General features: G+C 59.7%; 6 protein-coding genes. 1 reads left to right on the forward strand and 5 read right to left on the reverse strand.

Annotated elements, in window-relative coordinates; genetic code table 11:
• Positions 1-163 precede the first annotated feature (163 nt).
• From LAO20_22285 to LAO20_22295, 3 genes are all read right to left on the reverse strand, one after another.
• Entirely contained in the window at positions 164-2518 is a 2355-nt protein-coding gene (locus LAO20_22285) for a carbohydrate binding family 9 domain-containing protein (GenBank protein ID MBZ5534163.1), read from the reverse strand.
• A gap of 187 nt (positions 2519-2705) precedes the next feature.
• A complete protein-coding gene (gene ruvB / locus LAO20_22290; protein ID MBZ5534164.1) occupies positions 2706-3722 on the reverse strand; it encodes a Holliday junction branch migration DNA helicase RuvB in 1017 nt (338 codons plus the stop codon).
• Between the two features lie 94 nt (positions 3723-3816).
• Positions 3817-5265: a tetratricopeptide repeat protein gene (locus tag LAO20_22295; GenBank protein ID MBZ5534165.1), complete on the reverse strand. Its 1449-nt coding sequence runs from the start codon at positions 5263-5265 to the stop codon at positions 3817-3819.
• A gap of 145 nt (positions 5266-5410) precedes the next feature.
• On the opposite strand from LAO20_22295, the gene LAO20_22300 reads away from it, so the two are divergent.
• Entirely contained in the window at positions 5411-6781 is a 1371-nt protein-coding gene (locus LAO20_22300; protein MBZ5534166.1) for a hypothetical protein, read from the forward strand.
• A gap of 24 nt (positions 6782-6805) precedes the next feature.
• On the opposite strand, the gene LAO20_22305 is transcribed toward LAO20_22300, so the two are convergent.
• A complete protein-coding gene (locus tag LAO20_22305) occupies positions 6806-7918 on the reverse strand; it encodes a tetratricopeptide repeat protein (GenBank protein MBZ5534167.1) in 1113 nt (370 codons plus the stop codon).
• 212 nt (positions 7919-8130) lie between these two features.
• Entirely contained in the window at positions 8131-8340 is a 210-nt protein-coding gene (locus LAO20_22310) for a hypothetical protein (GenBank protein MBZ5534168.1), read from the reverse strand.
• Positions 8341-8524 lie beyond the last annotated feature (184 nt).

The following is an 8524-nucleotide window of genomic DNA, read 5'->3' on the forward strand; positions in this document are numbered from 1 at the left end:
GGCAATAAGCCTGACCGGCCACCTCATAGCATTTCGCGAGCGCCAAAGAAGCTTCGCCAATGTCCTGATGGGTGAACCGGTAGTTATCCCGGTCCAGAAGTCCTGTTCTGGGAAGTCAGCCGCGGTTAGCAGACGAACTTTTCTGGAATGATGCTTGCAGTCTCTAGTACCTAAACAAATACGAAATCTTCACAAACACCTGCCGCCCGTCGTTGAGGAACTGATTCCGCGTGCGCAGCAGGCCGTCCGGGGTGGACGCCAGAGAGCGGTCCAGGTTCTGCAGGTTACTGTTGTAGCCCGCGTAGATGGCTGTGCCGGGGTTCAGCAGGTAGGTGAAAAGTACGTCGCCATTGAAGGACTTGGTGCTCTGCAGCGTGGTCAGTCCGGGATTAGCGATGGTGGTCACATACTGCCCGATCAGGCGCAGGGAAAACTCCTTGGTGAACTGGTAATTCCACTTGGACCGGATGATGTGGTTGTTGAAGATGTTCAGGTTGGTGTTCTGGTCCCGCAACCGGACCATCAGGTAAGTGTTTTCCACCGTCAGGCCTTTGGCCGGGCGCACCACCGCGCGCGTGAAAGCTGTATTCTGGTAAGCCAGAATGGGCGGTCCGTTGCGTGGTACAAAGTTCGTCGCCGTGCCCCAATCCATCTCCAGGTCCAGGCTGATCCACTTGAAATATTGCGTCCCTGTTTCAACGCCGCCGACCATGTGCGCGTAGTCGCGGTTCGTGGCCAGGGTGGAAAAGTCCTGCGGCCGCAAACGTTCGTGTTCCCAATTGGCAAAGACATTGAAGAATGAACCGCGCTGGAAATTCCATATGTACCCGGGATTCATCCCGTAGGCCAGGCGCGTGCCGTTGTGGTCCCACAGCGTCTGCTCGTAAACGCGCGGCCCGTGCGAGACAAAGTGCTTTCCGTCCGGATGCCAGGTGTAACTGCCAAAGTTGCTGAACCGCCGCAGGTCCGTGCGGTTTACGAAACCAAGGTCCGCATTGAATCCCTGGGCGATGTCCAGGTACATGGTATTGAATTCGATCTTGCGGGAGCTGCGTTCGGCATACACCTGGTAAGCCGGGCCGGCACGGCGGGTGCCGTCATTGAACTTGGTCTCACTGGTCACGGCCTGGGCTTGCACCTGCCAATTCGGTCCGATTTTCATGCGACCGTCAACTCCACCGACCCGGTTGAAGCCCACCGAGCATTCGGTAAGCGTGCACGAACTGGCGGGCGCCGTATGCAGTTCGCGGTCCGTGTAAATCACGCCGATGCTGTTTCCCTGGCCAATCTCCCGGTTCAGACGAAATACGCCAAGGTTCGCGTTCTGCCCGGCAAGCGGGTCGGTGGCGATCACGTTTTTCCCCGGCGCGCGATCATTCGCCAGGAACGTCCCAATGGCCCACGGGCCGGTTTTGCCGGTAAGCCGCACGCCGTAGAGCGGGTCCACCACGCGGCGGGTGAAGACCAGATTCAGCGGCGTGGAAAAATAGCTGGAGTTTTCCTGGAAGAACGGGCGCTTCTCCGGGAAAAAGACTTCAAAGCGCTGGTTCACCGTGACCTGTGGATCGTCAGATTCAATCTGCCCGAAGTCCGGATTGATGGTCGTGTCCAGCACCAGGCTGTCTTTCAGCACGATCTTGGAATCCAGGCCTTCCTTGGGGGCCACATGCTTGCCGCTGAAGCGCGCTCCGGCTGGATCGCGCTGGTCCAGGTCGCGAAACGCTCCGATGGAACCGTAAGGCATGAATTGCATATTGCGGCCGGGTGAGATCTGCTCGAACGGCTTGTAGTCGCCTTCATGCACCAGCCATCCCTGCGACCGGCTGGAGTTTTCCGGATAGTAGGCGCGCTCGTTGTTGCGCGGCAGCACGCGCGCCAGGATGATCCCAAAGGTATGCGTCGGCGCGGGCTGAAAACGCAGCGACTTGAACGGAATCTCAAATTCCAGAATGTAGCCCTGCCCGGTGATCTTGGTCATGGTGTGCCAGACGGTGTCAAAGGAATTGTCCGGTCCGTCCGTTTCTGAGAAAAGCCCGTCCTGCTGGATGCCGTATGGGTTGGCGTAAAACGCGTAAGCGTGGCGGTGGTCGTGAAAGGTATCCAGGAAGACCCCGCACTGGTCGTCGTCATCAATCAGCTCGCGGCGAAGCATGCGTGCGCGCAGGAGCTGAGGCTGGCTGTCATGGGCCAGAAAAACCGCGTAAAAATTCTTGTCTGTATATCCCAGAAAGGCCTGCGTGCGCTGCGAAACCGGCGAACCATCTTTGGGGTCGCGCTGCAGGAACCCTTCCACCATGAGCATTTTGCGGGCTAGTTCGGTGGCCGGGACCATGCCCTCAAAGTCGCTGACTTTGGGCGCGTCCGTCAGCCGCGGGACGTCCTTGGAGCTTATTTCATTGGCCAGGCTGGGACGCGAGGGAGTGGGCGTTGGCGACGGCTGCTGCGCCATGACGGACGCCGCGAGCATGCTCAATAGCATGGCCCTGGCAAAACAAGCGAAGTCATGGAACTTCAACATGTCGATTTTCTCTGGGCAACCGGATCCAGCCAAGAACGCGAGGGTACCCGCCCCGGAATCTTAGGCTGTTTAGACTTTCACTGGAGCAGAAGGTTAGAATTCATCGCCGCTTCAGGTCAAGCCGTCGCGTACAAGGCTGATTACGGCGGAAGAACGCTCAGGGTTTCCAGAATTTGCCCTGAATCGCCTAAAACAGGTCCGGCTGGCGGCCGAAGCGGATGCCAAAATGATCGTAAGCCAGCTTGGTGGCCACGCGTCCGCGGGGCGTGCGGTCCAGAAAGCCGATCTGCATCAAAAACGGCTCGTAAATCTCTTCCAGCGCTTCCGGCTCTTCCGCCAGCGCGGCCGCCAGCGTCCCCAGGCCCACCGGGCCGCCGTTGTATTTCTGGATGATGGTCAGCAGCAGGCGGCGGTCGATTTCATCGAACCCGTGCTTGTCCACTTCCAGCATTTCCAGCGCCGCCTGGGCCGTGGCTTTGTCAATTCGGCCGTGGCCGCGGACCTGGGCAAAATCGCGGACGCGCCGCAGCAGCCGGTTGGCGATGCGCGGCGTCCCCCGAGCGCGCGACGCCAGCTCTTCCGCGCCGTCCTTGTCAATGGCCACGCCCAAAATCTCCGCCGAGCGTTCGATCACGAACTTGAGTTCTTCCGTGGAATAAAACTCCAGACGCAGCAGGATGCCGAAGCGCGAGCGCAGCGGCGCGGACAGCAACCCGGCGCGCGTGGTCGCCGCTACAAACGTGAACGGACTCACATCAATCGTATGGGTGCGCGCTGAAGGCCCCTGGCCGATGATGATGTCCAGTTTGTAGTCCTCCAGCGCCGAATACAGAATCTCCTCCAGCGCCGGCTGCAAGCGGTGGACCTCATCCACAAACAGCACTTGCTTGCTGGTCAGGTTGGTGAGGATGGCTGTGAGGTCGCCCTTGATCTGGATGGCCGGCCCAGCGGTCTGCTGGTAGGGCACGCCCATTTCATTGGCGATGATGGTGGCCAGCGTGGTCTTGCCCAGGCCGGGCGGCCCGTAGAGCAGCACGTGGTCCAGGGCCTCGCCGCGCGACTTGGCGGCTTCAATCGCTACCTGCAGGTTTTCTTTGACCTTGTTCTGGCCAATGAACTCGCGCAACCGCTTGGGCCGCAGCTTCAGCTCAAACGATTCATCGTCCTCCGCCTGGACCGCGGACACCAGCCGCTCCCGCTGCAACGCTTTTTCGTCAGACGCCGGCACTTTGGCGATGGTAAAGCGAAATGGAAAAAAAGGGAAGGAGGGAAAATCGGCAGCGGCCGTTCATCGCAAATTACTTCGTCTGGCTCAGCCCCTGGACAATTCGCTGGAACCCCGGGTCGCCGGACAGCGGCTGCAACTCGGGGTCCTGCGTCAAAGTCTCTGGGCGCTTGATGCCCCGCTTCACGGCCTCTTCCAGGGCCTTCAAGGCAGCTTTTTTGTTGCCGGCGCGAACCTGAGCTTCGGCCAGCAGCAGTACCGGCCAAGCCTGGTCCGGAGCCACCTCAGCCATCAGCTCGAAGTAAGTTTGCGCGGCCGCCAGACGGTTGTTGCGGAATTCGTCCTGCCCGGCCTCAATGCCCTGGATCCAGAGCTGGTTGAAGGCCCGCATGAAGACCGGGTGAGTTATTGACTTGGCCTGTCGCCGCAGGTCCGCAAACGCTGACGCAATATGTTGCGTCAATCGCATCTGTTCCTCGGCAGACGCCTGGCCAAGCTGGCTGATCTCGCCGCTGGTGACGGCGGTGAGGGACGCCTGTTTTTCAATTTCCTGCTGCTCGTCGCGGACAGCCTTTTTCAAGGCTTTCGAGTTCTTCAACGCGGCCAGCGCGCTTTCGTATTGCGTTACGTCCTCCAGGCCCTTGAAATCCACGGCCAAAGACCGCAGCGCATAGAACTGGAGCATGGTATCGCCGCGTTGTTCCGCTTGCGCCGCCTCGGCTCGCGTCTTGTCCAGCAGCCGATGGACGAACGCCGTGTCAGGCTTCTTTGTGCCGGCTTGCATGGCTTTCAATTCAAGCCATTCGACGGCGTCTTCCACCACATCGGGCGGGGCCCACTGATGCGGACCGGGATAGATCTTCACCTTGAACGCTGCTCCTTGTTCTTCTTTCTTTTTTCGCAGCGCAAGGACTTCAGGAAGATTGAAGTCAGCATCTCCGGCGGCCGCGTAGTAAACGAAGCGGTCATTCGCCGGCGGGCTGCTCTGTTTTGCGGGATAAGTTGCTCCCTGGGCGATGACTCCGGCCACCGCGCAGGTGTAGCAGTACAGTGCAAATGACGTTGCGAAGCGTGCGCCACCAGACAGGCCGGTGGTGTAGACCCGGTCCTTGTCAATCGCAAAACGGTGATGCGTGTCCTGCCAGACCGCCTGGGCAGCGGCCGCTTCCTGTGCGCTTGGGCCGTTCTTGGCGTTGTTGGAACCCACAACAATGTAGCCATACTTCTCCGCCGCGTCCTTATACAGCTCCACCGGGACCCTGCCGTGGGCAAAAGGATCAAACGCGTAGATGATCGGCCAACGGCGGTCAGCGAAATATTGCGAGGGCAGGTACAACGCGTAGCTCTGCGATGGATCGCCAGCGCACGGCACGCTGTTGACCACGGTGCCGCGGGCCTTGACTGGATCAAGGCTGGCAGTGGGCTGGGCTTGCGCTGCCACAACGCCGGCCATGCACACGACAAGCGCCAGCGTCGCGAAACGCCGACATTCCGTCAGCTTGCGGCTCTCTGAGTAGGGCACGGTGGGCGTAATTGTATCTTCCTGAACTGATTTAGACGTTGCACGTGAACGTTTGCCTCACTTCCACAGCTGGTTTTTCCGCAAGCGATGCCAAACTCGTCCGGCGCACGTCTAAGGGTGAAGGACCTGCCCAGGGAGTCTCGCTTTGATCAAACGATGGTTGGCCGCCGCGGCGCTCGCGGCGATTTCATTCAGCGGCCCAGCAAATTACGCGCGGGCCATGGACCGGGCCCGCTTCATTGAGCTCAATAAGCAAGGCCGCGAGCTGGCCAAGAAAAAGGATTGGAAAGGCCTTCGCGAAGTCCTCACGGAAATTGGCAAGGAACTGCCCGCGCCAACGCCCAACTACATGCTGCGCGTGGCCTCAGCGGAGGCGCATCTGGGCCACAACAAAGAAGCGCTACGCTGGCTGGAGCGCTACGCAGCCATGGGTCTGACCTACGACGTGGCCAGTGACGACGACCTCAAGCCGCTGCTCGCGGAGCCGGGCTGGCCGAAGCTTGCAGCGCAGATGAAAGACAAGTCGCGCCGCATCACGCTGGCGGAACAAGTCTGCACGCTGCCTATCGCCGACCTGATGCCTGAGGACATCACCTTTCAGCCGGCTTCCGACGCCAAAACTCCCGGCGACTTTTTTGTCTCCAGCATTCGGCGCCATTCGCTTTTACGCGTTACGCTTCCCCAGCACGACGCGAAAGAATGCGGCCTGAAAGAGCTGCCGCTTGAGGACCAGGCCAAACGCTGGCCGGTGCTGGCGGTCACGTCCGCTCCGCGAAACAACGCGCTGTGGATGACCGCAGCCGCCATGTACGGCTTCACCGGATTCCCGAAAGAGGACGAAGGCAAGAGCGTGCTCTTGGAAGTGGACGCAGCCAGCGGAAAAATACTGCGCCGGTTTGATCTGGATTCGGGCGGGCCGTCCGTGCTGGGTGATATGTCGGTTTCGCCAGACGGCGTGGTCTATGTAACTGACAGCCGCGGCGGCGGCGTTTACCGCCTGCAGGGCAAATCAGAAAACGCCAAACTTGAGGCCGTTGCGGGCGGGTTCTTTTCTCCGCAGACTCCCGTCCTGGCGCGCGATGGCCACCGGTTGCTGGTCCCCGACTATTCCGTGGGAATCGCGGTGATTGATTTAGCGGCCAACAGCAAAAACAAGATCACCTATCTGGAGCATCCGGAGAGCATTGCCGTGACCGGTCTGGACGGCCTGCTGCTTTCCGGCGATTCGCTCATCGGCATTCAGAACGGCACGGATCCTGAGCGCATTGTGCGTTTTCATCTTGATCGCCGGCAAACGCGCATTGTGTCCGCGGAAATCATTGAGCAGTCCACGGAGAGGCTGGGGGAACCCACGCATGCCACTGCGGCCGGCGGATGGATTTACGTGATCGCCAACGTGGGCTGGAACAAGGTGGATGACCACGGCCAGCTCAAAGAAGGTCAGAGTTTCAGCGCGCCCGTGCTGTTGCGCTTTCGCGACCACGGCCGGAGAAAGACGCCGGCAGCCGCGAAATAAGCCTCGGAGAGGACGAGCGGCAGATCAATTCTTGCTGGCGACTATCTTTTCCTCCAGCTGTTTGAGCTGGGCGGTAAGTTTGTCAGCGTCAGGCGCGCCCGGCACCAGGGCCAGGTACTCGCGCAACTGCTGCGCCGCGCCTTGATAATCCTGTTTGTGCGTCAGGATGTTGCACAGCAGCAAAGCCACGTCAGGATGCCGGTGTTCCACGTCCAGGGTCTTGTACCGGCGCGCACTTTCTTCAGCAGCGCCGTCCTTTCCCAGGTTGTAGTTGGCCACGGCGTTATAAAAATAGGTGGCCGGGTAAGCCGCGGCATTTAACTGGATCACCTGTCCGGTGAATTGCGCCGCCTCTGGCCAGTTTTTCTCCTGCATGGCGATAATCGCCAGCCCGAAATGGGGATTCACGTACTGGGCATCGGCGAAGATCGCTTTCATGTAGTCTTCGCGGGCCTGCTGCAGGTGGCCTTGCTCCTGGTGAACGTCTCCCAGGCTGGACCAGGCGGACGCATACTGGGGATAAATCTTTACGGCCTTATTCAGCTCCTTTTCTGCTTCATCAAATTTCTTTCTCTCAACCGCCCGCTCCCCTTTTTCAAAAGACTGTTTGGCATCTTTGGGAGCAGCCATGCTGGTCAGGCTGATGGTGGAGCCTTTCGCGCCTCCCATGCGCTTCAGAATAATCGTGCCGACTTCATAACGCGTGTCCTCGCGCGAAGGGAGCATGACCGTGGTGGACTGAAACCCGGCACGCGCGGCACGGAACTCGCAGCCGGCCAAATCCACCGGGCGACGGCTTCCGGTGGAGGAGCTGACCCGCGGCGCGGAATTGGGGGAGCTCTGGATGCCATTCTCGCTCGCGTCCTGGAACGTGGGATTTACTCCCAGCTGAATCTCGAACTGTCCTTTGAAGTCGGTGTAACCTTCGCGCCGCGCCACACCGTTGCACACGCGCTCAATGGCCACCGGTTCTCCCGGCGAGCTTCCGCCTTCCATGAGGACTTTTCCGGAAATGAATATCGGCTGGATCGAAGGGTCAACCGTGGTGGGAGTGCGGGGCGTGTTGGTCCGGCCACCGCCGCCGCCGGGCGGACGGCCTTGCGTCCATGCCGTGGACAGCCCGCAGAAAACAATCATGCACCAAATCCCGAAGCGAGAGGAGCTGGAACCCATATGTGCCCTCCAGACGGTGGCTTGGGCAGGCCTTTGGCCCCCGGAATTGGCGGCCCGCGCAAGACACAATGGTACGTCCTTTGCGGCCCAATGTCTTTGAAAATTGCAAGAAAATGGCAGACAACCAAAGATGCCCTCAAGATGTCTAATGCCTGCTTTTCGCTGCGGCCGGCGGGCTATTTGGGTTCCCGGCCCACTCCGATTTCGGCTACAACTTCCTGGCCCAGAAGCTTGCTGCCGTCGTAGAGGACTTCAATCACGCGAGCGCGCGTGACGCGCGCACTGGCCATGGCGGTGGGCAACTCCAAGGTGGGAAACACGCCCACCATCTCCCATTTATTTTCTCCGGCTGGTACCCAGAGCTCGTACTGTTTCCACCTGGCCATAACGCTCGCTTCCTGAAGAAATGCCCTTTCACTTTCTGAAAAGAAAACGAACCACAAAAGACACAACGGACCCCGTAAGCGCGTAACCGCAAAAAAACTCGCTTGGTGGACCTTGTGTGACCCTGGTGGTTAATTCTTACGGAAGCTCCGCCCGAGGTGGCGAAGCTGCACGTCTTTAGTCTCC

This window comes from Terriglobia bacterium, assembly GCA_020072815.1.
Taxonomy (GTDB): Bacteria; Acidobacteriota; Terriglobia; order Terriglobales; family Acidobacteriaceae; genus Angelobacter.